Annotated in this window: 26 protein-coding genes; 17 read left to right on the forward strand and 9 right to left on the reverse strand. The window is 66.1% G+C overall.

All coding sequences use genetic code 11. The features are described 5' to 3' along the window. Positions 1-21 precede the first annotated feature (21 nt). From holA to G6N42_RS11310, 3 genes are read right to left on the reverse strand one after another with little or no spacing between them, the layout of a single operon-like run. Positions 22-963, reverse strand: coding sequence for a DNA polymerase III subunit delta (holA, locus tag G6N42_RS11300; protein WP_163737323.1), 942 nt, complete (start codon positions 961-963; stop codon positions 22-24). A gap of 17 nt (positions 964-980) precedes the next feature. Next, positions 981-2,516 carry a ComEC/Rec2 family competence protein gene (locus G6N42_RS11305; protein WP_163737326.1) on the reverse strand — a complete coding sequence of 512 codons (1,536 nt, stop codon included), beginning with the start codon at positions 2,514-2,516 and terminating at the stop codon, positions 981-983. A gap of 5 nt (positions 2,517-2,521) precedes the next feature. Beyond that, entirely contained in the window at positions 2,522-3,346 is an 825-nt protein-coding gene (locus G6N42_RS11310) for a ComEA family DNA-binding protein (protein WP_163729675.1), read from the reverse strand. A 158-nt stretch (positions 3,347-3,504) separates the two neighbouring features. Between G6N42_RS11310 and G6N42_RS11315 the strand changes: the two genes are divergently transcribed. Next, positions 3,505-4,236, forward strand: coding sequence for a hypothetical protein (locus G6N42_RS11315; RefSeq protein ID WP_174262059.1), 732 nt, complete (start codon positions 3,505-3,507; stop codon positions 4,234-4,236). A 28-nt stretch (positions 4,237-4,264) separates the two neighbouring features. Here G6N42_RS11315 and G6N42_RS11320 read toward each other — a convergent pair whose 3' ends face one another. After that, positions 4,265-4,675 carry a DUF6841 family protein gene (locus tag G6N42_RS11320; RefSeq protein ID WP_163729677.1) on the reverse strand — a complete coding sequence of 137 codons (411 nt, stop codon included), beginning with the start codon at positions 4,673-4,675 and terminating at the stop codon, positions 4,265-4,267. A gap of 115 nt (positions 4,676-4,790) precedes the next feature. Between G6N42_RS11320 and G6N42_RS11325 the strand changes: the two genes are divergently transcribed. Continuing rightward, the gene (locus tag G6N42_RS11325; protein WP_163729679.1) at positions 4,791-5,648 is read left to right on the forward strand and encodes an alpha/beta fold hydrolase; all 858 of its coding nucleotides are present in this window, start codon (positions 4,791-4,793) and stop codon (positions 5,646-5,648) included. Between the two features lie 3 nt (positions 5,649-5,651). On the opposite strand, the gene G6N42_RS11330 is transcribed toward G6N42_RS11325, so the two are convergent. From G6N42_RS11330 to G6N42_RS11340, 3 genes are read right to left on the reverse strand one after another with little or no spacing between them, the layout of a single operon-like run. After that, positions 5,652-6,479: a mycofactocin-coupled SDR family oxidoreductase gene (locus G6N42_RS11330; RefSeq protein WP_163729681.1), complete on the reverse strand. Its 828-nt coding sequence runs from the start codon at positions 6,477-6,479 to the stop codon at positions 5,652-5,654. A 2-nt stretch (positions 6,480-6,481) separates the two neighbouring features. Then, positions 6,482-7,285 (reverse strand): mycofactocin-coupled SDR family oxidoreductase, encoded by an 804-nt coding sequence (locus G6N42_RS11335; RefSeq protein WP_163729684.1) that lies wholly within the window; start codon positions 7,283-7,285, stop codon positions 6,482-6,484. Further along, complete coding sequence (locus tag G6N42_RS11340) at positions 7,282-8,901, reverse strand: flavin-containing monooxygenase (protein WP_163729686.1); 1,620 nt, start codon at positions 8,899-8,901, stop codon at positions 7,282-7,284. Before G6N42_RS11340 ends, G6N42_RS11335 begins: the two co-directional genes overlap by 4 nt. A gap of 129 nt (positions 8,902-9,030) precedes the next feature. Here G6N42_RS11340 and G6N42_RS11345 point away from each other — a divergent pair, with 129 nt between their 5' ends. The 8 genes from G6N42_RS11345 (at position 9,031) to G6N42_RS11380 (ending at position 15,809) form a co-directional block, all read left to right on the forward strand. Beyond that, positions 9,031-9,300: a 2Fe-2S iron-sulfur cluster-binding protein gene (locus G6N42_RS11345; RefSeq protein ID WP_174262060.1), complete on the forward strand. Its 270-nt coding sequence runs from the start codon at positions 9,031-9,033 to the stop codon at positions 9,298-9,300. An 88-nt stretch (positions 9,301-9,388) separates the two neighbouring features. Beyond that, entirely contained in the window at positions 9,389-10,567 is a 1,179-nt protein-coding gene (locus tag G6N42_RS11350) for an acyl-CoA dehydrogenase family protein (protein WP_163729687.1), read from the forward strand. Positions 10,568-10,570: 3 nt separating this feature from the next. Continuing rightward, a complete protein-coding gene (gene bphC, locus G6N42_RS11355; RefSeq protein ID WP_163729688.1) occupies positions 10,571-11,479 on the forward strand; it encodes a biphenyl-2,3-diol 1,2-dioxygenase in 909 nt (302 codons plus the stop codon). 3 nt (positions 11,480-11,482) lie between these two features. Beyond that, positions 11,483-12,946 carry an FAD-dependent oxidoreductase gene (locus G6N42_RS11360; protein WP_163729689.1) on the forward strand — a complete coding sequence of 488 codons (1,464 nt, stop codon included), beginning with the start codon at positions 11,483-11,485 and terminating at the stop codon, positions 12,944-12,946. A 147-nt stretch (positions 12,947-13,093) separates the two neighbouring features. After that, positions 13,094-13,912 (forward strand): IclR family transcriptional regulator, encoded by an 819-nt coding sequence (locus tag G6N42_RS11365; RefSeq protein WP_163737334.1) that lies wholly within the window; start codon positions 13,094-13,096, stop codon positions 13,910-13,912. Further along, entirely contained in the window at positions 13,909-14,844 is a 936-nt protein-coding gene (gene lipP1 / locus G6N42_RS11370) for a LipP1 family hormone-sensitive lipase (protein WP_163729690.1), read from the forward strand. Before G6N42_RS11365 ends, lipP1 begins: the two co-directional genes overlap by 4 nt. Then, on the forward strand, positions 14,837-15,184 hold the full coding sequence (locus G6N42_RS11375; RefSeq protein WP_163737337.1) for an alpha-amylase family protein: 348 nt from the start codon (positions 14,837-14,839) through the stop codon (positions 15,182-15,184). Before lipP1 ends, G6N42_RS11375 begins: the two co-directional genes overlap by 8 nt. Further along, positions 15,177-15,809 (forward strand): Dabb family protein, encoded by a 633-nt coding sequence (locus tag G6N42_RS11380; RefSeq protein WP_163729691.1) that lies wholly within the window; start codon positions 15,177-15,179, stop codon positions 15,807-15,809. The genes G6N42_RS11375 and G6N42_RS11380 overlap by 8 nt, the downstream gene beginning before the upstream one ends. On the opposite strand, the gene G6N42_RS11385 is transcribed toward G6N42_RS11380, so the two are convergent. Together G6N42_RS11385 and G6N42_RS11390 are read right to left on the reverse strand one after the other, a co-directional pair. Then, a complete protein-coding gene (locus G6N42_RS11385) occupies positions 15,806-16,693 on the reverse strand; it encodes an SDR family NAD(P)-dependent oxidoreductase (protein ID WP_163729692.1) in 888 nt (295 codons plus the stop codon). The genes G6N42_RS11380 and G6N42_RS11385 overlap by 4 nt on opposite strands. Then, on the reverse strand, positions 16,690-18,612 hold the full coding sequence (locus G6N42_RS11390; RefSeq protein ID WP_232076120.1) for a flavin-containing monooxygenase: 1,923 nt from the start codon (positions 18,610-18,612) through the stop codon (positions 16,690-16,692). The genes G6N42_RS11385 and G6N42_RS11390 overlap by 4 nt, the downstream gene beginning before the upstream one ends. A gap of 100 nt (positions 18,613-18,712) precedes the next feature. On the opposite strand from G6N42_RS11390, the gene G6N42_RS11395 reads away from it, so the two are divergent. Genes G6N42_RS11395 through G6N42_RS11425 form a run of 7 tightly spaced genes read left to right on the forward strand, consistent with a single transcriptional unit; the run spans position 18,713 to position 25,349 of the window. Further along, entirely contained in the window at positions 18,713-19,864 is a 1,152-nt protein-coding gene (locus tag G6N42_RS11395; RefSeq protein ID WP_163729693.1) for an acyl-CoA dehydrogenase family protein, read from the forward strand. A gap of 11 nt (positions 19,865-19,875) precedes the next feature. After that, the gene (locus G6N42_RS11400; RefSeq protein ID WP_163737343.1) at positions 19,876-21,453 is read left to right on the forward strand and encodes an acyl-CoA synthetase; all 1,578 of its coding nucleotides are present in this window, start codon (positions 19,876-19,878) and stop codon (positions 21,451-21,453) included. Between the two features lie 28 nt (positions 21,454-21,481). After that, a complete protein-coding gene (locus G6N42_RS11405; protein ID WP_163729694.1) occupies positions 21,482-21,967 on the forward strand; it encodes a polyketide cyclase in 486 nt (161 codons plus the stop codon). Beyond that, positions 21,964-22,818: an SDR family NAD(P)-dependent oxidoreductase gene (locus G6N42_RS11410; RefSeq protein ID WP_163729695.1), complete on the forward strand. Its 855-nt coding sequence runs from the start codon at positions 21,964-21,966 to the stop codon at positions 22,816-22,818. The genes G6N42_RS11405 and G6N42_RS11410 overlap by 4 nt, the downstream gene beginning before the upstream one ends. After that, positions 22,815-23,816 (forward strand): alpha/beta hydrolase, encoded by a 1,002-nt coding sequence (locus G6N42_RS11415; RefSeq protein WP_163729696.1) that lies wholly within the window; start codon positions 22,815-22,817, stop codon positions 23,814-23,816. Before G6N42_RS11410 ends, G6N42_RS11415 begins: the two co-directional genes overlap by 4 nt. A 12-nt stretch (positions 23,817-23,828) precedes the next feature. Continuing rightward, on the forward strand, positions 23,829-24,905 hold the full coding sequence (locus G6N42_RS11420) for a hypothetical protein (protein WP_163729697.1): 1,077 nt from the start codon (positions 23,829-23,831) through the stop codon (positions 24,903-24,905). Between the two features lie 12 nt (positions 24,906-24,917). Continuing rightward, entirely contained in the window at positions 24,918-25,349 is a 432-nt protein-coding gene (locus tag G6N42_RS11425) for a nuclear transport factor 2 family protein (protein ID WP_163729698.1), read from the forward strand. The last annotated feature ends 2 nt before the right edge of the window (positions 25,350-25,351 follow it).

Consider the following 25,351-nt stretch of genomic DNA (forward strand, 5'->3'; position numbering starts at 1 on the left):
TTCAGTCTGAACTTCGGACAACTAGTCCGCGACGAGCTCGGCGACCTTTCGCACCGCTGACTCCAACGCGTAGTCGGCGTCCGCTGCGGCTCCCTTCACGTCGGCGTTCAACGCCGCGACGAGCCGCATCGCCTCCGCGACCGAGGCGCGCGACCACCGTCTCGCCTGCTTCTGCGCCTTCTGCACCCGCCACGGCGGCATGCCCAGCTCCGATGCCAGCCGGTAGGGATCGCCGGACAGCGGCGCCACCCGGGCGATCGTGTGGACGGCCTCGGCCAGTGCGTCGGCCAACACCACCTGGGGCTCGCCGGCCAGCATCGCCCAGCGCAGCGCCTCGGCGGCGCCCGCGACGTCGCCGACGACCGCCTTATCCGCGATGTCGAAGCCCTTCACCTCGGCCTTTCCCGAGTGGTATCGACGAACGGCCGCGGCGTCGACCTCGCCGTCGGTGTCGGCCACCAACTGCGAGCACACCGAGGCCAGGTCGCGGATGTCGGAGCCGACGGCGTCCAGCAGCGCTGTCACGGTGTCGTCGCTGACTTTGACCTTCAGTGAGCGGAACTCGCGCCGCACAAAGTCGGCACGCTCGGCGAATTTCGTGATCTTGGCGCATGGATGGACCTGTGCGCCAAGGCCTTTGAGCTTGTCCGCCAGCGCCTTGGCGCGGCCACCACCGGAGTGCACCACGATCAACTCGGTTCCTGACGGCAGGTCGGCGGCGACTTCGGAGATGAGCGCGACCGCGTCCTTGCCCGCCTCGGCTGCGGACTCCAGCACCACGACCCGCTCCTCGGCGAACAACGACGGGCTCAGTAGCTCGGCGAGCTCGCTGGTGCTGACCTCACCGGCGCGCAACCGGTCCACGGGGACGTCCTCGGTGCCCGCCCGCTTGCGGGCACTTTTGAGCACCGCGGTTATCGCCCGTTCGACCAGCAGCTCTTCGTCTCCGAGCACCAGGTGCAAGCGTGCAGCATCGTCACTCACCCGACGATCGTGTCATGGCCACCCGACAGACCCGCCACCGTCCACGCCAGCCCGACGACGAGCGCCACACATACGCCCATGCGGGTCCAGCGCCGGCGCCACAGCACCACGACCGCGCCTCCCGCCGCAGCGACGACGACGACACCCAGCAGCCCTGACGGCACGGCGATCGACGCGCCCGGAACACGTGCCGACCAGTGCGCAACGCGAAGCAACCACCACAGTTCGGGTCCGGTGAACCTGATCAGCAGATCCGCTCCCGCAGGCCAGACCGGGCACACGGCCGCGGCGGCGGTGCCGACGACGGTGATCGGCGGAATGACCACGGCGACAGCCAAATTGGCGGCCACCGACATTACGCTGAGGGTGCCCGATATCCCCGCGATGAGAGGTGCGGTGACGAGTTGGGCGGCGACAGCGACGCACACCGCGTCGGCGAGCGGCTTGGGCCAGCCACGCCCGACCAGGCGCCGCGACCACGCAGGGGCGATGACCACCAACGCCGCGGTCGCCGACACCGACAGGGCGAACCCCAGGTCGACAGCGAGTTCGGGCGAGGCGATCATCAGCACCAGAACCGTCGCCGACAGTGCTGGAATCGCCTGCCGACGGCGGTGCGACACCAACGCCAACAGCGTGACCGCGCCCATGACCGCGGCGCGCAACACACTCGCCGAGGGCTGCACCACGACGACGAAACCAAGCAGCGCGAACGCCGCGAGCACTACCGCCATCCGTGGTCCGACGACACCGGCACTCAACAGCACCGCCCCGCACACGATGGTCACATTGGCGCCGGACACCGCGGTCAGGTGCGTCAGGCCCGATGCCCGGAACTCCTCGGTCGTCTTCGGCGACAGCGTCGAGGTGTCGCCGAGGACCAGCGCAGGCAACATCGCCGCCTGATCTGCGGGCAGGGCGCCGCGCGCCGCCTCGGCGAAGCCCGCGCGGACGTCATGTGCGGCGCGCAGCACGGTTGCCGCCTCACCCAACGTCGGCGTACCTGTCGCCGACAGCACGGCGACCGTCAAATCGTTGCGCGTCGGTCGGCCGATCTGGGCGCGGAATGCGACGGGTCGGCCCGCAGTCAGCTCCGAAAAGGCAGCGGCCGAGGCGAATACAACCAGCCTTCCGCTCACCTCGCGACCGTCGAGTTCCTGAAACGTCGCGCGGAACATCACCCGGTTGCCGCCCAGTTCGCGAGGGCTTTCCACCGGTGTGACGAGGACGGAGGCGACCGTGCCGTACCGCTGGGAGACCGGATGCTGCCCCATCGCGTCGACGCGAAGTCCGATCGCGATGGCGAACGCTGCACCGACCACCGCGACGGCGAGCACCCCTGCACCGAAGGTGCGATCATCGCCGCCGCGGCCACGGCCCCACCACCCCGCCGCTGCGGTCCCCGCGACCGCAACCGTCGACATGGCGATCACACCTGTTGTGGGCCAGAGGATTCCGGCAGCTGTCACCGACCAGGCGGTCAGCGCCGCCGGTACCAGGCGCAGGTCGAGCCTCGTGACGCCCGGGTCCATCGTGGTCACACATGGACGCGATCGCGCAGCTTTTCCAGCCGCGCAGGCCCGATGCCGTCGACGTCGCCGAGTTGGTCGACGCTACTGAAGCGTCCGTTGGCGTCACGCCACGCGACGATCGCTGCCGCGGTCACCGGACCGATCCCCGGCAGGCCGTCGAGCTGCTCGACGGTTGCGCTGTTGAGGTCCACCAGACCGTCCGGCGCTGCGGGATCGCCGGGAATCGAAGGCACCTCCGATGACGCGGCCGGGGCCGCTCCCGGGCTGATGGAGCTGCCCATCGTCGCCGGCTCCCCCGGTACCGGAGCGATGCCGACGACGATCTGCTCGCCGTCTGCGACTCGTCGTGCCATGTTCAGTTCCAACAGATCCGCGCCGTCGAGCGCGCCGCCAGCGGCAGCGAGCGCATCGGCGATCCGAGCCCCCGGGTCCAGCGTCACCAGGCCAGGCTTACCGACAAGGCCGACCACGCTCACCACGACGGGTGTATCGGGTGCGGGCGCACCAGCGGATGGGGTCGGACTCGCCGACGAAACCATCTGCACCGGCGGCAGTTTCGCCGAAGTCACCGGCGGCGAGTCGTCGCGCGCCAGCGTGAACAGTGTGACCAGAACCGCGATGACACCCACGACACCCAATGCGATGACCCCCGCCCTGCCCGGATCTGCTCGCACGGCCGCCAGCCAACTCGGCGTTCCGCCGGCATTGGAGTCGGGTAACCACCGCGACAACAACGTGTCGGGCCGGGGCTCGCTGTCGGCATCGGTATCGGGCTCACTCTCTGCGCCGAGACGGCGATGCAGACGCTCGGCGGGCAATTCCGTTCGCATGAGCCGAAAGTAGGCCCGACGTCGGACCGCACTTGCCGCGAACAGGGACACGCGACGCGCGCTGGGGATCAAATGACGGTTGTGGATAGGTGCGTTGTCTAGGGTTGATGTCCGGTGTCCGCATCGATGAGTCTCACCGCGGCACGAGGGGGTGCAATATGGATCGTCGAACCCCGATGACGGCCGGTATTGCGTTCGCGGTGCTGTACGCCGTTGCACTGGTGCTGGCGCCAAGATTTCCCGGCATCGACAAGCCGGGCTCGGCGATCGTCGCGCATGTCAATGAGCACTCGGGGGCGATGCGCGCACAGGCACTGCTGCTCGCATTCGGGTCTCTGGCGCTGGTGGCGCTACTCGGGTATGCGCGTGAGCGGTTGTCAGGCCCGGCCGGCTACGTTTTCACCGTCGGTGCCGCGGCGTTGCTGGCGCAGGTGTTCATCGCCACGTGGTTCGCCGCGGGTTTGGCACTGCACCCCGAACAGCTCGGCTCGGCGACCGCACGGACGATCATCGACATCGTGACCATGTCGGCTCCGATGCTGACGATCACGAACCTCATGATGGCTGTACCGATTCTGTTGGCCGCCAATGCCGGTCAGTTCCCTCGCTGGCTTGGGATCGTCGCCGCCGTGTTCGCGGTGGAGCAGCTGATCGAGACGATCACGATCATCGGTCCCCCCGGCAGCTTCATCTCGCCCGGCGGCCCGATGAACACCTATCTCGGCGCACCGCTGCTCATCCTGTTCTTCTTGGCGCTCGGCGCCGCGTTGTCTGCGGAGCCGCAACGCGACAAGCGGCCCGCCACCGCCGACGCCCCCGACGCGAGGGACCCGGCGACCGAACCGGACTCGGCCGAGGAATTGAAACCCGTCGAAGAAACCGTTGAATGATCGGAACTCTTCGCGCCGATGTGCCGCACTAGTCGCCGAGGGCGGCGAGCATGGATATCCGCAGGCCGTCATCGATATTGGTTATGACGTAAGTAATTGTCGGGCAGTCGATTTCATCGCCCTGGTCGTCGTATCGCGACAGGCTGGCGCGAAACAGCGCTGACGTCGCGTTGAGACCGATGACCTCGGACTGAAGCAGCCGGGTCCCGCTGTACCGCAGGGCCCGCAACCCGTCGACCTGGCCCTGGATGACCGTCGCGACCTCGCTGTCCGTCGTGAGCCCTGTGACGCCGTCGTCGCTGGTGATGATCAGCGGTACCGCGTAGCAGGCCAGTAGCGTGGCGATCTCCCGCTCGCCGCGCACGCATGCCGCGAAGGCCTCGAAGTATTCGGCAAGGAAGTGGCTGACCGTTTTCGCGTCCACGGGCATGGCGATCATGACTCCTTTCCGGACCGGCCGTGCTCATGGCCCGTTCACCGGGACGGCGGCCGCGACGCCGTATGTCACGATGCCAGTCTGAGGTATTGCCCAATTGTCGGCGACGGGATCGGTGATGACAGCGGAATTGACCTATGACGACACGCTTCGCGAGATGCCCACCGAGGCGGGCGTTCTTCGCTACCACGAAGCGGGTGATGGTCCTCCCCTGGTGCTCTTGCACGGGTCCGGTCCCGGGGTGACGGGCTGGCGCAATTTCCGCGGCATCCTGGGCACATTCGCCGAGCGCTTTCGCTGCCTCGTGCTGGAGTTCCCCGGCTTCGGCGTGAGCGACGACTTCGGTGGCCACCCGATGCTCACCGCATTCGGCGCCGTGGGCACGTTCATCGACGCGCTGGGACTCGACTCCGTCGACATCATCGGCAACTCGATGGGTGGCGCCGTCGGCATCAACTACGCGACCCATCAGCCGGCGAAGGTGCGGCGCCTCGTCACCATCGGCGGGATCGGCACCAACATCTTCTCGCCGGGCCCCAGTGAGGGCATCCGGCTGTTGCAGGAATTCACCGAGAACCCGACGCGGCAGCGACTGGTCGACTGGTTGCACTCGATGGTGTACGACCCGGCACTGGTGACCGAGCAACTGATCGAGGAACGGTGGGCGCTGGCGACAGACCCACCGACGCTGGAAAGCGCCCGCCGCATGTACGGCAAGGCGGCGTTCACGCAGATGATGGCGGCGATGCGGGCATCGGATGCTCCACTGCCCTGGGCGACGATGCACAAGGTGGCCGCTCCGACGCTGCTGACGTGGGGCCGCGACGATCGGGTGAGCCCGTTGGACATGGCCCTGATCCCGATGCGCACCATTCCCAACGCAGAGCTGCACGTGTTCCCGAACTGCGGACACTGGGCGATGATCGAGGCCAAGGACGCGTTCGAAAGCGCGGTGCTGGCGTTCCTGACCCGCTGAGACTCAGCGCTGAGTGCTGCCCGCGTCCACGGGCAGCGTGACGGCGGTGATGTAGCGGGCCTCGTCCGACGCCAGGAACAGGCATGCGTTGGCGACGTCGACGGCGTCGACCCACGGAATCGGCAGCATGTTCATCGAGCACGCCGCCTCGGCGAACTCCTCACGGGAGACATGCTCGAGGTCCGGCCGGAACGCGGCGCGGACGTTGTCGTTTTGGATCATCGGCGTATCGACATTGGTCGGATGCACCGAGTTGACCCTGATATTGTGCGGTGCAAGCTCATTGGCGAGGGTGCGCATGAGCCCGACCACGCCGTGTTTGGCCGAGGTGTAGTGCGCAACCCCGACCAAACCACGCAGGCCCGCGATGGAGCTGATCAGAATCATCGAACCCGCTCCGCGTTCGATGAGATGCGGTGCGGTAGCACGACAGGTCCGCCAGACACCGGTCAGGTTGACGTCCAACATTGTCTGCCAGGCGATCTCGGACATCTCGATGGCCATCCCGCGCGAGGTGATCCCCGCGGTCGCGCACACAATGTCCAGACCACCGAGGAACTCGACGCCGCGGTCCGTTGCGGCCTGCACAGCAGCGCTGTCACGGACGTCGACGACCTCGGTGACGACACGGCCGCCGGCTTCGGATACCAGCCGGGCCGTGTCGTCGAGATCGGCGGGCGTCGCCGGCGGTGTGACGACGGTGTCCACCGGGCCGCAGATGTCGAGGGCGATGACGTCGGCACCCTCCTGGGCGAACCGAACCGCCTGCGCGCGTCCGATACCCCGCGCCGCACCGGTGATCAGTGCGACCTTCCCCTGCAGTCGACCCATCTTCACACCTTCTGTGTCAGACCGGCGTCGACCACGAGTTGGGTTCCGGTGATGTAGCGGGCGTCGTCGGAGGCCAGGAACACGACGGCGTTGGCGACGTCGACGGGCTCGACCCATCCCACCGGCAGCAGGTTGCGGGCCTTGAGGACTTCAGCGGCGTCGGCCGCCGTGGGGTTGGGCACCTCGGGACAGAGCCGCCGGAATGTCGCGTCGTTAACCACCATCGCTGTACCGACTGCGCCCGGATGAACCGTGTTGACCCGAATCCGCTGCGGTCCAAGCTCATTGGCCAGTGTGCGGGCAAGGCCTACCAGCGCATGCTTGCTGGCGGTGTAGTGCGCGGTGTTGGGAGTACCACGTAATCCATTCGTGGAACTGATGATCACCACAGATCCCCCGCCCTCACCGATGTGTGACACCGCCGACTTCACGGTGTGAAACACCCCGGTCAGATTGATGGCCAGCGTGTTCTGCCAGGTTTCGTCGCTGAGTTCCCATGTCGGTGCGCCTGCGGTGTGTACGCCGGCATTGGCCACGACGACGTCGAGCCGACCCAGTTCGCCGACGGCGGCGTCGATCGCGGTCGACATCGCGTCGGCATCGCGTACGTCGACCGTCGCGGCGACACATCGCCGGCCTCGATCGCGCACCTGCGTTGCCGTGTTGTTCAATTCGTCGGCGACTACAGCAGTATCGAGAGCGATCACATCTGCGCCCTCATCGGCGAACCGTTGGCAGTGCACGCGTCCCGTTCCCTGAGCGGCGCCGGTGACGACGACCACCTTGCCGTCGAGTCCGGACCTCACGGCGCCGTCACGAGTTCGAACCCTTTGTAGCCCGCGGAGACGACCTCGCGGCAGATGTCGAGGTAGGCGGCGAACCCGCCGATGAAAAGCATGAAGCCCCGTGGCTTTCCAGGCACGTTCGCCCCCATGTACCAGGAATTCGCCCTGGTGAACAGTGACGCGTCCGCCCGTCGGTTCAGTTCGGCGTTCCAGTCCTCGACGGCGTCCGCCGTGGCCTCGATGGCGGTGTGACCGTGGTCGTCGAGGTAGGTGATGGCATCGGCGATCCAGTTCACGTGCGCTTCTGCGTGCAGCACCATGTTGGCCAGCACCGCGGGGGCGCCGGGGCCGGACACCAGGAACAGATTCGGAAAATCGTCCACCGCCAACCCGAGGTAAGTGCGTGGCCCGTGCGCCCAGTCGTCGCGAAGCGTGTGGCCGTTACGCCCGACGATGTCGATCTTTGCCAGGGCGCCCGTCATCGCATCGAACCCGGTCGCGAGCACAATCGCATCGACGTCGAAACGTGCGTCGGAGGTGGTGATGCCGGTGGCGTCGATGGACTCGATGGGCGTCTTGCGGACACTGACGAGCTCGACGTGTGACCGGTTGAAAGTCTGAAAGTAGTTGGTGTCGGTGCAGATCCGTTTGGTGCCGATCGGATGGTCGTTCGGGATCAACAGGTCGGCGACCTCGGGATCATCGATGACGGCGCGGACCTTTTCCTCGTAGAACTTTCGGGCTTCGTCGTTGGCTTCGATATCCGTCATCTGGTCGCTGAAGGTCTTGGAGAACAACACGCCGCCGAGTTCCCAACGCTTTTCGAATGCCGCCCTGCGCTCCTCAGCGGTGGCCTCCATCGTCAGCTTGGGGTGCGCAATGTGTGGTGAGCCTCCGCCGCTGCGCCACGACAACCGCCGGCGCTCGTCGTAAGAAGCCTTGTAGTCGGCGACGTCATCGTCCGTCAAGGCTCGATTACCTGCAGGGACACTGTAATTCGGGGTGCGTTGGAAGACGACGAGCTTCTCCGCCTGGTCGGCGATGATCGGTATCGACTGGATGCCGGATGATCCGGTGCCGATCACCGCGACGCGCTTGCCGGTGAAGTCGACGGTCTCCTTCGGCCAGTGCGCGGTGTGGTAAACGTCGCCTTCGAACGTGGACAGGCCTGGGAAGTCCGGCGTCAACGCGGCCGACAACGGTCCCGTTGCCATCACGCAGAATCGTGCGTTGACCGACTCCCCCGTGTCGGTGTTCACCGTCCAGCGCACAGCGGCGTCATCGAACACCGCCGATGTCACACGGGTGTCGAACGTGATGCCGTCACGCAGATCGAGCTCGTCGACGACCCAGTTCAGGTACCGCAGGATCTCGGCCTGCGTCGCATATTTCTCGGTCCACGACCATTTCTGTTGCAACTCGTCGGAGAACGAGTAACAGTAGTCGACACTTTCGACATCGCAGCGCGCACCGGGGTACCGGTTGAAGTACCACGTGCCGCCAACCTCCGGCGCGGCCTCGAACACCCGCGCCGTCAATCCCAGCGACCGGAATTTGTGCAGGGCGTAGATTCCGGCGAAACCTGCGCCCACGATGACGACATCGATGACGACGTCTACGTCTGCCTCGGTGCTCACGAACACACGGTAGGTCGTCGCGGCCGCCGAGCCGGGCGGTTTCCCGGTGACCGGACGCTCAGGATTTCGGATCCCGGACACCGGACGGCAGCTGTCCGTCTCAGCCGCCCAGGGCCGACACTGTCCGCCATGGCCAGAGCCGACGTGGATCTCGACGGAAAACTGCATCGCATCGACTGGCCGGCGCAGTCCACACTTGTCGACGTACTGCTCGCCGCGGGCATCGACGTGCCCCACTCATGCCGCGAGGGGCGGTGCGGCTCGTGCGTGTGCAGCGTCGTCTCCGGCGAGGTCGACATGGCGCACAGTGATGTCCTCGAACCCGAGGACCGGCGGGCCGGCCTGATCCTGGCGTGTCAGACAAGACCCGTCTCCGCCTCGGTGCACATCCAGTTTTGACGGCGCAGTCCACTGACCGGGATTGCCTGCGGCGTCGGGGCGACCTGAGGTAGACCATGAATCAAGCCCACACAGTAAGGACGAGAGCATGACCGAGCGGGTAATCGACCGAGTGATGGAGATGGCCGGCCAACTGCGTGAGCAGGGCGCCGAGGCCGAGAAGATCGGCCAACTCACCGACCAGACAGCCAAGGCGATGAAGACGGCCGGCAATATCCGGCTGCTGCAACCCGCCAAGTACAACGGCTACGAGGTCCATCCGCGCGAGTTCGCCGAGACCGTGATGGCGACGGCGACGCTCGATCCCGCTGCGGGATGGATCAACGGCGTCGTCGGCGTGCACCCCTATCAGTTGGCCTACGCCGATCCCAGGGTGGCCGAGGAGATCTGGGGCGCCGACGTCGACACCTGGGTCGCGTCGCCCTACGCGCCGCAGGGTGTGGCCAGGCCGGTCGACGGGGGCTACATCTTCAACGGCCGCTGGCAGTTCAGCTCGGGCACCGACCAATGCGAGTGGATCATCCTCGGCGCGATGCTCGGTGACGCCGAGGGCAAACCGCTGATGCCGCCGCAGATGCTGCACATGATCCTGCCGCGCAAGGACTACGAGATCGTCGAGGACTCCTGGAATGTCGTGGGTCTGCGTGGCACCGGGTCCAAGGACGTCATCGTGCGTGACGCCTTCGTCCCCGACTACCGGACGATGGACGCCACCGAGGTGATGGACGGCACCGCCCAGCGCAAGGCCGGGATGTCGTCGACGCTGTACCTCATGCCATGGTCCACCATGTTCCCGCTGGGCATCACGTCCGCGGTGGTCGGCATCGCCGAGGGAGCGCTGGCCGCCCACCTCGATTACCAGCGTGACCGCGTCGGCGCCTACGGTGCGGTCAAGGACGACCCGTACGTCATGTACGCCATCGGCGAGGCCGCCGCGGACATCAACGCCGCCCGCCAGGAACTGCTGGCCAACGTCGACCGCATCTACGACATCGTCGACACCGGCAAGGAGGTGTCCTTCGAAGACCGTGCCGCCGGACGACGGACACAGGTGCGCGCGGCGTGGCGCGCGGTCGCCGCCGTCGACCAGATCTTCGCCCGATCGGGCGGTAACGCGTTGCGGATGGACAAACCGCTGCAACGGTACTGGCGTGACGCGCACGCCGGTCTGGCCCACGCGATCCACATTCCCGGCACGCCATATCACGCGTCGGCGCTGAGCTCGTTCGGCGTCGACCCCGAGGGTCCGCTGCGGGCGCTGATCTGACCGATGAGCACTCTCAGGAGCCTCGGCTACATTACCGTTGCGGCCAGCGATATCGATCGGTGGCGTCAGTTCGCTTTCGGCGTACTGGGATTCGCCGAGGGATCGGGTCCCGATCCCTCTGCCCTGTACCTGCGGATGGACGAGCGCGCAGCGCGCATCATCGTCGTACCCGGCGACGTCGACCGGGTTCTGACGGTCGGCTGGGAGGTGCGCGACCACGCCGCGCTCGTGGAAGTCAAAGCCGCGTTGGACGCCGCGTCGATCGCGTTCAAGGACCTGTCCCCCGCCGAGGCCGACGAGCGGCGCGTGGAGGAAGTGATCACGTTCTCCGATCCAGCGGGTACGACGCTGGAGGTCTTCCACGGCGCGGTGCTCGACCACAGCCCGGTCATCACCCCGTTCGGCGCGCGGTTCGTGACCGGCGACCAGGGTCTCGGCCACGTGGTGGTTCCCGCGATGGATGCCAACGGCCTGTTCGACTTCTACACCGGCGTCTTGGGTTTCCGCTCGCGCGGAGCCTTCCGGGTCCCCGCCCCGCCGGAGTTCGGTCCCATACGGGTTCGCTTCCTGGGCATCAACGAGCGGCACCACAGCCTGGCCATCTGCCCATCGATGAACCAGGACAAACCCGGCCTGGTCCACGTCATGGTGGAGGTGGACAGTCTCGACGCGGTCGGGCAAGCGCTCGACCGCGTCAATGCGGAGGGTTTCCAGCTGTCCTCGACGCTGGGGCGTCACACCAACGACAAGATGGTGTCCTTCTACGTCCGTGCACCCGGCGACTGGGACATCGAGTTCGGCACCGAAGGCATGCGGGTGGACGAACGGTATTACACCGCAGAGGAAATCACCGCCGACAGCTACTGGGGTCACCAGTGGATGGGCGAACCGCCAGCCGCGATGCGGATGTAGCCGATGGATACCGACGTCTACCCCAGGTCTGCTGATGAGATCGAGAGTTGGGACTACGAAGCCGATGTCGTGATCGCGGGGTACGGCATCGCCGGTGCGGCCGCGGCGGTGGAAGCCGCCTCGACCGGCGCCGACGTCCTCGTCCTCGAGCGGACCGGCGGCTGGGGTGGGGCCGCCGCGATGGCGGGCGGGTTCATCTACCTCGGCGGCGGCACCGACCTGCAAAAAGCCTGTGGCTTCGACGATTCCGTCGACAACATGGTCGCATTCCTCAACGTGGCGATGGGCCCGGGCGCCGACGCGAACCGCGTCGGCGACTACTGCGCCGGAAGCGTCGACCACTTCGACTGGCTGGTGCGCTGCGGTGTGCCGTTCAAACCGGTGTTCTGGGGCGAGCCCGGCTGGGAGCCGCCCGGCGACGAAGGCCTCATGTTCACCGGCGGCGAGAACGCCTTCCCGTTCAACACCATCGCGAAACCCGCTCCGCGGGGCCATATTCCGCAGATGTCGAACAAGAAGGCCGGCGAGGCCAGCGCCGGTTACATGCTGATGAAGCCACTCGTCGACACTGCGACATCGCTCGGCGTTCGCGCTGTGTATGACGTCCACGCGTCCTCGTTGGTCGTGCAGTCCGACGGCCGCGTCGTTGGGCTCATCGCCCGCCAGTACGGCAAACCGGTCGCGATCCGCGCGCGGCGCGGCGTCGTGCTTGCGGCCGGCAGCTTCGCCTACAACGACGCCATGCTGGCTCAGTACGCGCCGAAGCTCGTCGGGCGGCCCGCGGCATCTATCGAACAGCATGACGGCCAAGCGATCCGGATGGCGCAGGCTTTGGGCGCCGATCTCGCGCACATGGACGCCACCGAAGTGGCATTCCTCGTCGACCCGCAGCAGACCGTGCGGGGCATCCTCGTCAACGGGCGCGGGCAGCGCTATGTCCCAGAGGACATGTACTCCGGCCGCATCGGTCAGCTCACGCTGTATCACCAGGACGACACCGCGTACCTGATCATCGACGGTGACGCGCAGGAGGAGGCGATGGCCGCGACCTCTCCGACACCGTTCCTCAAACGTCCGGCGACGTGGGTCTGCGACAGCGTCGCGGAACTCGAGGGCGAGATCGGCCTTCCGCCTGGTTCGTTGCAGGCCACCGTCAGCGCGTACAACGAGGCCGCTGCGCGCCGCGAGGATCCGCTGCTGCACAAGAAGCCCGAATGGCTCAAGCCCATCGGAACGCCCGTCGGCGCCATCGATCTCCGGGGCAGTTGCGCCGGGTTCACGCTGGGCGGCCTGCAGACCACGCTGGACTCCGAGGTGCTGCACGTCAGCGGAGCACCGATTCCCGGCCTGTATGCCGCGGGGCGCTGCACTGCGGGTGTCGCGGCGTGGGGTTATGCCAGCGGAATCTCGCTGGGTGACGGCAGTTTCTACGGCCGCCGCGCAGGCCGCGCTGCAGCCGAGGGGTAAGGCACTTCCAGCATTCCCGCAGGCCACCACCGCACATCGGTGGTGGTCTGCGTCATTTTCCGCGTGCCTACGTGACAGCCGCCACACCAATATGCTACAAATAGGCATATTCCTATTAGTCATATGCGAGGAGGCGTCATGACCACGATGTCCGGGGCTGTCGAAACTCCGAGTGCTGTGATCGATCGGGTATCGCTCGTGTTGGACGCCTTCGACGGACCCGGACGCCTGAACCTGGCCCAGATCGTTCGTCGCACGGGCCTGCCCCGGTCATCGGCGCACCGGATGCTCGAACGATTGGTCGCGCTGCGCTGGCTGCGCCGCAACGGCCGCGACTACGAGCTGGGGATGCGGCTCGTGGAGCTCGGCTCGCTCGCCGTGCACCAGGACCGGCTGCACCGGGCAGCGATCCCGTTGCTGCATGATCTGCATCGCGCGACGGGACTGGTCGTCCATCTCGCCGTGTTGGACGGCTCCGACGTGGTCTACCTGGAGAAGATCGGCGACCGGATGGTGGCAGCGATACCCACCCGCGTGGGCGGTCGTCAGCCCGCGCATTGCGCGGCGGTGGGCAAGGCGATGCTGGCCTATAACAGCGAGGCCGACGTCGTCGATCTCAGTACCCGCAAGACCAGGTACTCGATCAGCACGCCCGCGCAGCTGCGCGCTGAACTGGCCAACGTTCGCGGCCGCGGCGTAGCGTTCGACCGCGAAGAGTCGGTGCCCGGATTCGGTTGTGTCGCAGCGCCCATCGGCGGCCCGGGAGAAGCTGTCGCGGCGGTATCGGTGTGCGGCCCTGTCAGCCGAATGACGTTCGACCAGCGTCTCGCGGCGCCGGTGCGCATGACCGCGATGGGGATATGGCGCGACGTCGAAGACGGGCCGCGGCGAGTGGCACCAACCCTGCAACACGCGCGGCCACTGCGCAGCGCCGCGCGCCCGGTCGCGGAGCTGCAGTACGCATGACGCTCGATCCGCAGATCGCCGAGATGATCGAAGCGCTCGACGCCGGATTTCCGCCCGTGCACACGATGACCGGCGCGACGGCGCGGGCGACGATCAGGTCCCGATTCGTCGCGCCGGCGACACCCGAAGAGGTCGGCGACGTCCGCGACGTATCCGTGCACGGGCCCGCGGGCGATATCGCGGTGCGCATCTACCGCCCCGTTTCAGCGTCCGGGCCGGTGCCGACGATGGTGTACGCCCACGGTGGTGGGTTTGTGTTCTGCGACCTCGACAGCCACGACGGACTGTGCCGCAGCTTGGCGAATCTGATTCCCGCCGTAGTGGTTTCCGTCGCATACCGGCTGGCGCCGGAAGCGCCATGGCCGGCGGCCGCTGAAGACGTGTTCGCGGTGACGCACTGGGCTGCCCGCAACGCGGACGCCCTCGGCGGCCATCCGGGCCGAATAGTCGTGGGTGGCGACAGTGCGGGTGGCCATATCGCGACAACGGTCGCGCTGATGGCACGCGATCGCGGAGCACCGACGCTCGCGGCGCAGTTGCTGCTGTACCCGATGATCTCTCCGCGATTCGACACGGAGTCGTATCGCTTGTTCGGCGAAGGGTACTACAACCCCCGACCCGCATTGCAGTGGTATTGGGACCAGTACGTGCCCTCCCCCGTCGACCGCGAACATCCATACGCTGCACCGCTATCCGCCGACTTGTCCGGTGTGCCACCCGCCGTAGTCGTGACGGCAGGCCACGACCCACTGCGGGATGAAGGAATCGCATTCGGCGAGGCGCTCAAAGGTGCAGGCGTTCGATTGACGCATCGGCACTACGAGGGCGCCATTCACGGGTTCATGACCATGCCCGTACTCGAGCTCGCCCAGCAGGCACGAAGGCGAGCGGGCGAAGACCTGTCCACGATTCTCGCCGGTGCGCATGTCTGACGGTGCGGTCTATGTCGTCGACCATGTGGTGACGCAGCCGGGACGGGCGAAAGAATTCATCGACCGATACCTCGCTGAATACGCTCCTGGAGCCCGCGAACGCGGAATGACGTTGCGCGACATCCTCGTCAGCCCACCCATTTGGTTCACCGATCAGTCCAACACGGTCACCGTCCGCTGGTCGCTGCCGAGTGCGCAGGCGTGGTGGGAGATGACGTGGAAGGGCAGGCCCGACGCCAGCGTCGGCCGATGGTGGACGACGATCGGCGAGCTGGTGTGTCAACGGTCGCGCAGCGTGGCCGCCGCTGCCGACGATGTCGACGAACTCTGCGATGTTTAATCTCACCAGGCTGATCCACCTGGCACCGGGCGATGAACCCCATGCACTGATTCCCGCCCTCCGTGCCGTTGCGGACGCATCGGCGGCGGCGCACGTCCTCATCGAACCGACGCTGCCCGGTGTCCGCAACGGCGGCGACATTCTGGTGCACCTCCGCTTCTCCGATCTAGAGAGGCGGACCGACACAACCGCCGAACTCGACCGTGCGCTCGAGTCCGCCGCGGTCGAACACGTCGACGGTGTCGAATATCGCGGTGCGGCAAGCAAAACCGCGGTTGAGCAGCCCGCGAGTGTCTATCGGACCCTGCTGCTGCGGGTGTCGCCCGAAGCCGATGAGGCCCTCGTCGAGCGGTTCGAGAGCGACCTCAATCTGATGCCGGACTATGTGCGCACGATCACGGCATGGCAGTTGAGCCGGGTGGAGCGCGCTATCGGTGCGTCGCAATGGACCCACGTGTTCGAGCAACATTTCACCGACGTCGACGGCCTGATGGGACCGTATTTGATGCACCCGATCCACTGGGCCCATGTGGACCGATGGTTCGATCCGGAGTGTCCCGAAGTGATCGTGCGGGACCGGGTGTGTCACAGCTTCTGCCGCAGTGACACCGTGGTTTTGGGTTAGACACCGGCCGGCAGGATGTTCGGGTTCGCGGTGCTCGGTGGCTCCAACGGCGGCAGCACCGATCTGCCGTCGAGGGTGTGTACCGCGAGTTGCTGAGACCATGGATAGTGCAGGCTGAAAGCCACCAGCCCCGTGCGCTCGGCAGCGGGCCGGTGACACATCGCCAACACGGTCTCGGCCAGATACTCGACCGGTTCCGTCGGGAAGGTGTCCGGGATCAGCGCTGAGGCACCGGGTGTGCGCACTGCAGTGGACGGACCAACACAGTTGACCGCGATGTTCGTGTCGAGCAGTTCGGCAGCGACCCCCTGCGTGAACCGATGCAAGGCCGCCTTGACCGACGCATAGACCACGTCGCCCGAGGTCTTGTTGTACTCGCGGTACGGCCGTACCGGCGCGACCCCGGTCACCGATCCGATGTTGACGATCCAGCCCGCGCCTTGTGCGCGCATACCGGGCACCGCCGCCTTGGTCAGCACGAACGGGACCCGTAGATAGTGCTCCACTGTGCGTTCGAAGGTGTCCAGCGACATGTCCTCGACCATCGAATAGTCAGCGAAACCAGCGTTGTTGACCAGGATGTCGAGCCGGCCGGTGCGCTCGAGTACCCGCTGGACGAGGTGGTCGCGATCACCGGGATTCTCCAGATCCGCCGCCAGCCCGATCGCCTGCCCCCCCGCCCCCTCGATGAGCTCGATGGTTTCGCCGATCGTGCCGGGTAGCGCCGCGGACGATCCCCAACGCAAGGACTGCGACGGCTCAAACGAACGCGCCGTCACCACGACCGTCGCGCCCTCGGCCGCCAAGCGCTGCGCGATCGCCCGACCGATCCCCCGGCTACTGCCTGTGACCAAAGCCGTTTTTCCGCTCAGCAATTGAGTCATCGCAGTTCGAAATGCTCTTCGATGGGCGCCCGGTGCTGATGCCATAGATCGACCAGACGGTACGGAGTGGCCACCACCACACGGCCCGACCCGGAGCGGTAATACGTGTGCGCATTCGGCGTGTGACACCACACTGTGCCCGCCATCGCCTCGTCGATCGCGGCGACGTAGTCGTCGTGCGCCTGCTGCGTCACCTCGATCGCCGTCGCCCCGCGCAGTGCCATGAGTTGCAGGCATTCGATGATGTAGTGCGCCATCACTTCCATCGAGAAGTTCGCACCCGCACCGTGACCCGGACTGTAATTCGGTGCCGAGTTGATGAACAGATTGGGGAAGCCGGGTACCGTGCCACCGCGATAGGCGCGGGGACTGTCGCCCCATTCCCCGGCGAGAGTGCGACCATCGCGACCACGAATGTCGATGGTCGACAGGAAGTCCAGGTGATAGCCGGTGGCGTAGATGATGACGTCGAGATCGATTTGGCGGCCGTCGGCCGTGACGATCCCCCGCTCGTTGACTTCGGCGGGCTCGCTGGCCTCGACGTCGACGTGACTGCGGGTCAGTGCCGCGTAGTAGCCACCCGGATCCCGGATGATGCGCTTGCCGTACGGTGCGAAATCAGGAGTCACCTTCTTCGCCAATTCGCTGTCCGCCCCGAAGGTCCGGTCGATGTACTCCAGGCACATCTGCAGCAGCACGTCGTTGGCAGGTGAGATCGACAGGTGCTCACTTGCCCATTCCGGATCTTGCAGTATCACCGGATAGTTGTTGTCGGACGTGGCCCAGTACGACTTGAGCCGGTGCCAGTTCGCGTAGTACGGCAGATGGCGACCCAGGTAGCGCCGAAACTCGGGCACATCGTCGGTCGGCCGCTTACGCGGCGCCACCCAGTGCGGCTGACGTTGAAAGACCGTCAAGTGCGCGACCTCATCGACGCAGGCGTCGACGATCTGCACGGCCGTGCAGCCGGCGCCGACGACCGCGACCCGCTTACCGGTGAGATCCAGCGACGAGTCCCACTGCGCCGAATGAATACTCGTGCCCGCGAATGTTTCTCGGCCGCCGACTTCCGGCCATCGTGGACGGTTGAGGTATCCGGCGGCGGTGATCACCACGCGGGCATAGCTGATCCCACGATGGCCGTCGCGATCCACCGTCTCGATGCGCCACTGCCGTCGGTCTTCCTCCCACGTCAGCGCCTCGACCTCGGTGCCGAACCGGATGTGGTCGCGCAGTCGGTACTTGTCGGCCAGCGACACCAGGTACGCCTGGTACTCCGCACCCTGCGGGTAGTAGCTCGTCCAGTCGGGATTCACCTCACGCGACAGCGAGTAGTACGCCGACGGCGTATCCACACCGATCCCCGGGTAGGTCGTCGTCAGCCAGGTCCCTCCGACTTCGTCGTTGCGGTCGAAGATCTCGTACGCGACGCCGGCGTCCGCGGCAGCGAACGCAGCGATCATCCCGGCGAGACCCGCGCCGATGATCGCCACACTCGTCGTCGCCGGGACCGGCACAGTGCGTGGCAATGTCGGCTGCGACAGCTGAAAGCCGCCCTGTTCGAGCAACAGCGGAACGAACTCGTCGTCGACCTCAGAGCCGAGCGCGAGCGGCAGCAGCCGGGTGAACAGTTCCGGGTCGTCGGCAACACGATGAGCCGACGGGTTGTCGAGCGCGTCGAGGACTGCCGATGCCAATGCCTCCGCGGTCTCGGCGTCGGTGACACCCGCACGCTCGGGCGGGTCGGGCACGTGTGTGATCGCCGGCCCGAACCTGTCGATCACCGACGCGTCGCCGGTGAGCTGAGCCAGCACCGCAACCAGCACACCCGGGTCGGCCTGTCGCAGGTTCGCTCGGAGCTCGACAGGATCGAACCCGGAACCGGTGGTCGCCCGAACGGTTTCGGCATCAGTGATCACACAACGGAGTATCGATGCCGTGACGATGGCCGCGGGTCGTCATGTCTACTGAGCGGGACACTCATCGTCTCCGCAGTGCACACGTGCCTACTCTGCGGCAATGGATCGCGTGCATTACGAAGTCGACCACCGCGCATTCGGAGAACTCGCCGGCGATTTCGCACGCAAGGAGGTCGCACCGTTCATCGCCGCCTGGGAGGACGACGGCATCATCCCACGTCAGGTGTTCGCCAAAGCCGGAGCCGTTGGGCTGCTGGGCTTTGCGGCCGGCGAACAATTCGGTGGCGTCGAAGCGCACGATTTCCGCTACAACCAGGTCCTGATCGAATCGTTCATGGATGCAGACTGCGGTGCCGTCGGTTTGAGTTTCGCGGTTCACAACGACATCTGCCTGCCTTATCTTGCCGACCTGGGCAGCGCCGAACAACGCGCTCGGTGGCTGCCGGGCTTCGTCGCCGGAGACCTCATCGCGGCCATCGGGATGACCGAGCCCGGCGCCGGCTCTGATGTGGCCGGAATCCGCACCTCGGCCGTCGACGCCGGAGATCACTTCTGCGTCAACGGCGCCAAGACGTTCATCACCAACGGACAGAACGCCGATCTGGTGATCACCTGCGTGCGCACCTCAGCCGACAGGCACCGCGGCCTGACGCTGCTCGTGCTCGAGCGCGGGATGCCCGGCTTCGAGCGCGGCCGCAACCTGGACAAGCTCGGACTGCACTGCCAGGACACGTCGGAGCTGATCTTCACCGATGTGATGGTGCCGAAAGAGAACGTATTGGGCGAGGTGGGGCGCGGATTCGAATATCTGATGAAAAATCTGCCGCAGGAACGGATGCAGATCGCGGTCGGCAGCCTCGGTCGCGCCCGCGCGGCGTTGCGCTGGACGATCGATTACGTGCGCGACCGCACCGCATTCGGCAAACCCATCGGCGCATTGCAGAACACCCGATTCGTCCTCGCCGATGTCGCCACCGAGGTGTCGGTGGCGGAGGCGTTCGTCGACCGCTGCGTCATAGAGCTCAATGCCGGGCGGCTGTCACCCGCTGACGCCGCGAAGGCCAAGTTGTGGGCGACGGAGATGGAGTTTCGGTGCCTCGATTCCTGCCAGCAGCTGTTCGGCGGTTACGGGTACATGCGCGAGTACCCGATCGCCCGCTCCGCGATGGACGCCAGGGTCACCCGTGTCTACGGCGGCACCTCGGAGATCATGCGCGAGATCATCGGCCGCGAACTGAAGCTCGCGCAGTGAAGGACGACCGCATGCAGGTGCGCAGCCACACCCTGGGCGACATCCCGCGCCGGACCGCCCGCAGGCATCCCAGCAAGGTCGCCCTCATCGACGGCGACGTCACGTTGACCTTTACCGAATTCGACGAGCTGGTCGACCGCGCCGCGGCGGCGCTGCGGGACAACGGGTTTTCGCCCGGTGACCGCGTGGCATTGCTGGCCCACAACTGCTGGCAGTACGCGGTACTTGCGTTCGCCACCGCGAGGGCGGGTGTCGTGCTCGTGCCGATCAACTTCATGCTCACCGCCGACGAGATCGCCTACATCCTCGGCCACAGCGGGGTCCGCGGATTCATCGTCGAGCACGACCTGATCCCCACGGCGGACGCAGCGATGGCCGGCAACGGATCGTCGCTCACCACCGTAGCGTTGAACGCCGACGGGCAACGCGCACCGTACGGCTGGCAAGACTTCGCGCACTGGCTGACCACAACCACTCTGCCACCCGACGTCGAGATCGCCGATGACCAGTTGCTTCGCCTGATGTACACCAGCGGCACCGAATCGCGCCCCAAGGGCGTGATGCACTCCAGCCGAAGCCTGGTGTCCAACTACGTCAGCACCATCGTGGCCGGGTCGATGTCGGAGGACGACATCGAGATTCACTCGATGCCGCTCTACCACTGTGCCCAGCTCGACAATTTCCTGGCGACCGATATCTACCTGGGCGCTACGAGCATCATCCTTCCGCGTCCCGATCCCGAGGTGATCTTGCGCAGCATCGAGGACCACGGGGCGACCAATTTCTTTGCCCCGCCGACCATCTGGATCAGCCTGCTGCGCTCGCCCATCATCGACGAAGTCGACCTGAGCAGCCTGCGCAAGGGCTACTACGGCGCATCGGCGATGCCCACAGAAATCCTGCTCGAGCTCCGCGAGCGCCTGCCTGACCTGCAGTTGTGGAACTTCTACGGCCAGACCGAGATGGCCCCTTTGGCAAGCGCATTGGGTCCGGCCGATCAGGCAGACCACGGCGGTGCGGCGGGCCGGCCCGCGATCAACGTCGAGACCACCATCCTCGACGACACCGATACCCCCGTTTCGGCCGGAGCGGTCGGAGAGATCGCGCACCGCGGACCGCAGCTCATGCTGGGTTACCTCGACGACCCGATACGCACCGCGGAAGCGTTCCGAGGCGGATGGTTCCATTCCGGAGACCTCGGCTTCTACGACGAATTCGGGCTGCTGCACGTCGTCGACCGCAAGAAGGACATGATCAAGACAGGCGGCGAGAACGTCGCCAGCCGCGAGGTCGAAGAAGTCCTGTACGGCCATCCGGGCGTAGAAGAAGTCGCAGTGTTCGGTGTCCCGCATCCGGTCTGGGTGGAGGCTGTTGTCGCGGCAGTCGTCCCGCGCGACGGCGCGAGCCCGACCGAGGCCGAACTGCTCACCCACTGCCGCAGCCACCTGGCCGGGTACAAGACGCCGAAACGGCTCCACTTCGTCGATGCGTTACCGAAGAACCCCAGCGGCAAGCTGCTCAAGCGTGATCTTCGCACCCGTTTCGGGTCAGAAAAACCGTTCCACTCACCGGACGCCTTCGCGCCGTAGCGCAGGTGGCGGCTATTGACTGGTGGCCATGAGCGAAGCCATCACGTTGACCGACGTCCAGGAGTTCATCGCGGGTTTCTGGTACCACTACGACCAGGGCCACTTCGATGAGCTGGCCACCCGGATCGGTGACGAAATGGAGTACCTCAGTCGTTCGGATTCGGGCCAGTGCCCGTTCGAGCATCTGCTGGCCGCCGAGCTGCACGGCGGTGCCGAGACTTTGGCGTGGCTGACGCAGCACCGGAACGAGAACCCCTACCCGTTGCGCCATCACGCGACCAACATCTTCCGCACAGGCAGCGAAGGCGCCGTGACCAACGTGCGCTTCTATCTGTATGTCAACCAGATCACCAACAACGTCCCGTTCGATGTGTCCAGTGGCGTCGTCGATGTCGGGATACGGCGGGCCGACCATGGCCTGGTTTTCACGTCGATGAGTGTGGTGCTCGACGCCGAGGATTCGATTCCCTTCGCTGAACACAGCGCCAAGAGTTCCGCCACGGCAGGCACGTGAGCACACCCTTCGACGGTGGCGTCGCCGTTATCACCGGTGCAGGCGCAGGCATCGGCGCGGGTCTTGCCCGACATGCCGGCTCGCTGGGCATGACGGTGGTGCTGGCCGACATCGATGCCAATGCGGTTGCGGCGCTTCGTGACGAGCTCGTAGCAGCGGGCGCGGGCGCTATCGACGTCGTGTGCGACGTCCGTGATCCGGAGGCGGTGTCCGCACTCGCCGAACGCACGTACCGGGACGTCGGACCGGTGCGGCTGCTCGTCAACAACGCAGGTGTCGAGCAGTTCGGGTTCCTATGGGACACCCCCGTCGAGAATTGGAATCGACTGGTCGACATCAACATCAGTGGAGTCTTCCACGGCGTGCGAGCATTTCTGCCGCCGATGATCGCCGCCGGTGAACCGGCGTGGGTGTGGAACCTCTCGTCGATCGGCGGCGTCGCCTCGGTGCCGCTGCAGACGCCGTACATCATGAGCAAACACGCGGTGCTGGCGCTCACCGAGTGCCTACGCCTCGAGGTCGAACTGGCCGGCCACAACCACATTCACGTCCAAGCGGTCCTGCCGGGTGCCGTGGTGTCGAACATCTTCGAATCCGCCGGTGGTGTGGACACCGGTGACGTCGCCGCCGCGGAGTCGCAGCGCGGCGCCATGCTCGACATCAAGGCCGACGCCATGGACCCGCTCGCGGCGGCCGAAGTCGTCTTCGACCAAGCTGCCCAGGGGCGGTTCTACCTTCTGACCCAACCCGACTACGTCGGCTCGGCGATGGCGGAACGCGCGGAAGCCCTGGTCTCCCAACGTCCGCCGGCACTACGGTCGGGCCGTCGGTTCGACCCCGAACAGCAATGACGCTCGACCCGGATGCCGCCGCGCGTGTCGCGTCGTTTGGTCCGATCCCGCCGATGCGAGAGCGCGGCCTGGCGGCGGTGCGACACGCGATCGAGTCCGCACCGCATCCCGACGACATGCCTGTCATGGCGAACGTCGACGACTGCGCGATCCCCGGGCCCGCCGGCCGAATTCCCGTTCGGATCTACCGCCCCACGGACACGACGGACGCGCCCGTGCTGGTCTACTTCCACGGCGGCGGCATGGTGATGGGGTCCAACCATTCATTCGAGCCACTGGCGAGAACCCTTGCCGCCCAGTCCAACGCCACCGTGATGTCGGTCGACTACCGGCTGGCTCCAGAGTTCGCCGCGCCCGCTCAGTTCGACGACGCATACGCGGCCACCGAGTGGGTTGCGGAGCACGCACAGCGCATAGACGTCGACGTCACACGACTGGCGGTCGTCGGAGACAGTGCCGGTGGCTCACTCGCTGCGGCGGTGGCGCTCGCGGCCCGCGATCGCGGCGGTCCCACGATCGCGTGCCAGGTGCTGCTCTACCCGGGCCTCGACCGCGACATGACGGTGGAATCGATGGTCGGACTTCCCGATGCGCCGATGCTCAGCCACGACGACATCGTCTACATGCATGAGCTGGCCGACGCAGGCAGCGGCGCGCCGCACGACCAGTACCGGGTGCCGGCCCATGCGGCCGACTTGAGCGCACTGCCGCCCGCCATAGTCGTTACCGCAGAATGCGATCCGATCCGCGACTGGGGCGAGCGCTACGCGTCACGGCTGCGCGACGCCGGCGTGCAAACCACACTCGCGCGCTATCCCGGCGCCTATCACGGGTTCTTGATGCGGTCGGACGCCACCGCTCGCGGACGGCTGGCGATCGCTGAGGTGGGCGCCCTGCTGCGGGCGAAGTTCGACAACCCGGTGAACTTCCCGATCACCGGACACCCTGGTCCGCCCGCAGAGCGGTGCAGCCCACAATCGAGCGAACAAAGTCAGTAAGGAGACCATGACATGCTCACGGACGAGCGGCGAATGGAGCTTTCCGATGTGCTGCGTCCCGCCGCGCCGCCACGGGAGATCGACAATGTCTACACGGCCGACCAGAAGGAGCGACTACTCGACGTCGTCCGCACGCAGGGGCCATGGAAGCTGATCATTGCCCAGCACTTCGCCTCCGCAGAAGAGTTGATGGCGACGATGAGCGGCGCATTCCCCGAGGGTTTCGAACCGTCGCTCGACTTGTTCCTGACACCGACCTTTCGCGGCTACCTCGCCAACTACGGCACGGTCCTCTATCCCGAACTGCACGACTGCTTCTACAACCAGCGATTCGTCGAACTTGCAAAGAGCTACTGGAACGCCGACTACGCCAAGCCCGAGTTGATGCTGTTCAACATCAACGGCCCGTGCGCCAACCGCGACCCCGGCCACCTTGACTCCCCGAGCTTTCGCGGCGTCCGTCACGAGAATGCGCCGACATGGCTGTGCAGTGTGATGGGCAAGTCCGGCCTGTTCCAGGACTACCTGATCAAGATGGCTCAGGTGATCACGTGGTTCTCGCTCGACGAAGGAAGCGGCTTCACCTACTGGCCTGACGGCCCACTGAAGGCACCGCAGCGACTGCTGCCTCCGGTGTTCAACCGGGGTGTGGTGGTCCAGAACGAGATGATGGTGCACCGCGGCGAGGCGAATGGTCCCCTCGAACAGCAGACTCCGGCCGGGCTCGCCTTCGACACGCTGTTCACCGGCGACCCGAGCGATCGCGACCACTGGCTGCTCAAGAACGGCGAGGACGTGATCGCCCGGCACCACACCGACGATCTGCGCTTCCTGGTGCACTGGTCGGCCGAAGTGTTCTCCGACTTCGACGAACTGAAGAAGAACATGGACGGCTCGGACGATCTCACCGCCGACAAGGCCATCGACATGATGGTCGACGATCTCAGTCGCAAAGGCATCAGACTCGATGTGCCGAGCGAGCCGCTGCACGATCCGGAATTCATCGGCGCGCTCAACGCGGCCTACGACCTCGGCGGCCCGGCGGTATACCCGGATGAGGCACCGATCAGCGCCTTCCAGCTGACCTGAGGATTGCGGGCGATGGAATGCGAGTGCGTCGAGCGCCAAGCGATCATCGATGTTCTCAACAGATACGCGACGTGTCTGGACACGCGAGACTGGTTGGGCCTGAATGACGTATTTCACCCGGAAGCGGTAGGAAACTACGCTGCCACGCTCACTGGGCGAGCGGCCATCGTCGAATCGATCCGCAGTTTTCTCGACGGCTGCGGGCCGTCGCAGCATCTTCTCGGCAACTATCAGATTGCGATCGACGGCGATGAGGCGCGCTCGGTGACCAAGGCGCGGGTGTTACACGTCGGGGCCGGGGACCGCGCGCAGCTGACCCCGTATGAAGCGATCGGCGTCTACCGGGATCGACATCTGCGTACAGCCGACGGATGGCGAATCATCCACCGTCACTTCGATGTCCAGATCGCCATGGGCGATATCAACGTCCTGCGGCCGGCTTGAAA

This window comes from Mycobacterium gallinarum (assembly GCF_010726765.1).
In the GTDB taxonomy this organism is placed as follows: Bacteria; Actinomycetota; Actinomycetes; order Mycobacteriales; family Mycobacteriaceae; genus Mycobacterium; species Mycobacterium gallinarum.

Bases quoted from the DNA above. Each gene is read 5' to 3' on its own strand.
- G6N42_RS11375 (WP_163737337.1), top strand. From the start codon at position 14,837: ATGTCTGACGGTGCGGTCTATGTCGTCGACCATGTGGTGACGCAGCCG.
- bphC (WP_163729688.1), top strand. From the start codon at position 10,571: ATGAGCACTCTCAGGAGCCTCGGCTACATTACCGTTGCGGCCAGCGAT.
- G6N42_RS11345 (WP_174262060.1), top strand. From the start codon at position 9,031: ATGGCCAGAGCCGACGTGGATCTCGACGGAAAACTGCATCGCATCGAC.
- G6N42_RS11350 (WP_163729687.1), top strand. From the start codon at position 9,389: ATGACCGAGCGGGTAATCGACCGAGTGATGGAGATGGCCGGCCAACTG.
- G6N42_RS11395 (WP_163729693.1), top strand. From the start codon at position 18,713: ATGGATCGCGTGCATTACGAAGTCGACCACCGCGCATTCGGAGAACTC.
- G6N42_RS11420 (WP_163729697.1), top strand. From the start codon at position 23,829: ATGCTCACGGACGAGCGGCGAATGGAGCTTTCCGATGTGCTGCGTCCC.
- G6N42_RS11405 (WP_163729694.1), top strand. From the start codon at position 21,482: ATGAGCGAAGCCATCACGTTGACCGACGTCCAGGAGTTCATCGCGGGT.
- G6N42_RS11330 (WP_163729681.1), bottom strand. From the start codon at position 6,479: ATGGGTCGACTGCAGGGGAAGGTCGCACTGATCACCGGTGCGGCGCGG.
- G6N42_RS11380 (WP_163729691.1), top strand. From the start codon at position 15,177: ATGTTTAATCTCACCAGGCTGATCCACCTGGCACCGGGCGATGAACCC.
- G6N42_RS11320 (WP_163729677.1), bottom strand. From the start codon at position 4,675: ATGATCGCCATGCCCGTGGACGCGAAAACGGTCAGCCACTTCCTTGCC.
- G6N42_RS11400 (WP_163737343.1), top strand. From the start codon at position 19,876: ATGCAGGTGCGCAGCCACACCCTGGGCGACATCCCGCGCCGGACCGCC.
- G6N42_RS11360 (WP_163729689.1), top strand. From the start codon at position 11,483: ATGGATACCGACGTCTACCCCAGGTCTGCTGATGAGATCGAGAGTTGG.
- lipP1 (WP_163729690.1), top strand. From the start codon at position 13,909: ATGACGCTCGATCCGCAGATCGCCGAGATGATCGAAGCGCTCGACGCC.
- G6N42_RS11425 (WP_163729698.1), top strand. From the start codon at position 24,918: ATGGAATGCGAGTGCGTCGAGCGCCAAGCGATCATCGATGTTCTCAAC.
- G6N42_RS11365 (WP_163737334.1), top strand. From the start codon at position 13,094: ATGTCCGGGGCTGTCGAAACTCCGAGTGCTGTGATCGATCGGGTATCG.
- G6N42_RS11315 (WP_174262059.1), top strand. From the start codon at position 3,505: ATGGATCGTCGAACCCCGATGACGGCCGGTATTGCGTTCGCGGTGCTG.
- G6N42_RS11385 (WP_163729692.1), bottom strand. From the start codon at position 16,693: ATGACTCAATTGCTGAGCGGAAAAACGGCTTTGGTCACAGGCAGTAGC.
- G6N42_RS11415 (WP_163729696.1), top strand. From the start codon at position 22,815: ATGACGCTCGACCCGGATGCCGCCGCGCGTGTCGCGTCGTTTGGTCCG.
- G6N42_RS11305 (WP_163737326.1), bottom strand. From the start codon at position 2,516: ATGGACCCGGGCGTCACGAGGCTCGACCTGCGCCTGGTACCGGCGGCG.
- G6N42_RS11310 (WP_163729675.1), bottom strand. From the start codon at position 3,346: ATGCGAACGGAATTGCCCGCCGAGCGTCTGCATCGCCGTCTCGGCGCA.
- G6N42_RS11325 (WP_163729679.1), top strand. From the start codon at position 4,791: ATGACAGCGGAATTGACCTATGACGACACGCTTCGCGAGATGCCCACC.